2 protein-coding genes are annotated in these 1,637 nt (G+C 72.0%); both read left to right on the top strand.

Annotated features, from left to right (window positions below; genetic code table 11):
- Positions 1-706, top strand: a 706-nt coding sequence (locus AC08ON_RS12500; RefSeq protein ID WP_476617021.1) for a 3-dehydroquinate synthase, incomplete at its 5' end; no start/stop codon positions are given.
- Between the two features lie 5 nt (positions 707-711).
- A complete protein-coding gene (locus AC08ON_RS12495; protein ID WP_476607693.1) occupies positions 712-1,533 on the top strand; it encodes a shikimate dehydrogenase family protein in 822 nt (273 codons plus the stop codon).
- Positions 1,534-1,637: the final 104 nt, after the last annotated feature.

Genomic DNA, 1,637 nt, shown 5'->3' with positions numbered 1-1,637 from the left:
GGCGCTGTACCACCGCGGCGTGGCGGTGGTACACCTCCCGACATCCCTGCTCGCCCAGGTGGACGCGAGCGTCGGCGGGAAGACGGCGGTGAACCTGCCCGCCGGCAAGAACCTCCTCGGTGTCTACTGGCAACCCAGCGCCGTCCTCTGCGACACCGACCACCTGCGGACCCTGCCCCGGCGGGAGTGGATCAACGGCTACGGCGAGATCGCGCGGGCCCACTTCATCGGCACCGGGGACCTGCGCGGTCTGCCGGTGACGGAGCAGATCACCGCCAGCGTGGCGCTCAAGGCCGCCGTCGTCGCCCGGGACGAACGGGACTCAAGCCTGCGCCACATCCTCAACTACGGCCACACCCTGGGACATGCCCTGGAGCGCGTCACCGACTTCGCGCTGCGCCACGGTGAGGCGGTGGCGATCGGCACCGTGTTCGCCGGCCGTCTCGCCGGGGAGCTCGGCCGGATCGGGGACGATCGGGTCCGCGAGCACCTGGACGTGGTCCGCGGCTACGGGCTGCCGACGGCCCTGCCCACCGAGGCGGACGCCGCCGAGCTCGTCGCCGTGATGCGTCTGGACAAGAAGTCGACGAACACCGGCCTCACCTTCGTGCTCGACGGTGCGGACGGCCCACAACTGGTGGGCGACATTCCGGAGAACCCGGTCATGAAGACGCTCGGCGACATGCCGCGCGGGCCGCTGGCCTGACGCCCGTGCCACCGGCCGCGTGTGCTATCACGGGCGCCACCCGCCTGTTCGCCGTCGTCGGGGATCCCGTCGAACAGGTACAGGCGCCGTCGTTGCTCAATCCGCTGTTCGACGAACTCGGGCTTGACGCCGTCCTCGTACCGGTGCACGCCCGGCCGGCGGACTTCCCCGCCGTGCTCGATGGACTCCGGCGCATCGAGAACCTGGACGGCATCCTGATCACGATTCCGCACAAGGCCGCCGCCTGCGCCCTCGCCGACGAACGCAGTCCGGCGGCCGCGATCAGCGGGAGCGCCAACGCACTGCGCCGCGGCCCGTCCGGGCGCTGGCAGGCCGACAACTTCGACGGAGCGGGATTCGTCCGGGGGCTGACGGCCGCCGGACGTCCGGTGGCCGGAACGCGGGTCTCGCTACTGGGCGCGGGCGGCGCCGGCAGCGCCATCGCGGCCGCGCTGCTCGACGCCGGCAGCACACGGCTGTCGATCTACGATCCGGATCGGGAGAAGCGCGACGGCCTGCTCGCCCGCCTCGACGAGCACTGGCCGGGCCGCGCCGTCGGCGTCGCGACACCCCTGCTGCACGATGTCGATCTCGCGGTGAACGCCACGCCGCTCGGCCTGCGTCCGAACGATCCGCTCCCCTTCCCGCCGGATGGGCTCGCGGCGGGCTGCGTCGTGGCGGACATCATCATGAAACCGCCCGACACCCGCCTACTGCGGGCCGCGGCCGCACTCGGCCTGCCGACCCATCCGGGCATCCACATGCTCGCCCACCAGATCGGCTTCTACCGCTCATTCTTCGATCTCGTCCCGGCGGCACCCGCCTGACGACCTGCGAGGGCTCATGCGTGCACCATCCCCAACCGGCTGTCTGGGTATCGACGTGGGCGGCACCAAGGTCGCGCTGCGCATCGAGGCCGCACAGGCCGGGG

The organism is Frankia sp. CoWAU3, from assembly GCF_977971855.1.
This window is presented reverse-complemented; position numbering and strand designations above follow the sequence as displayed.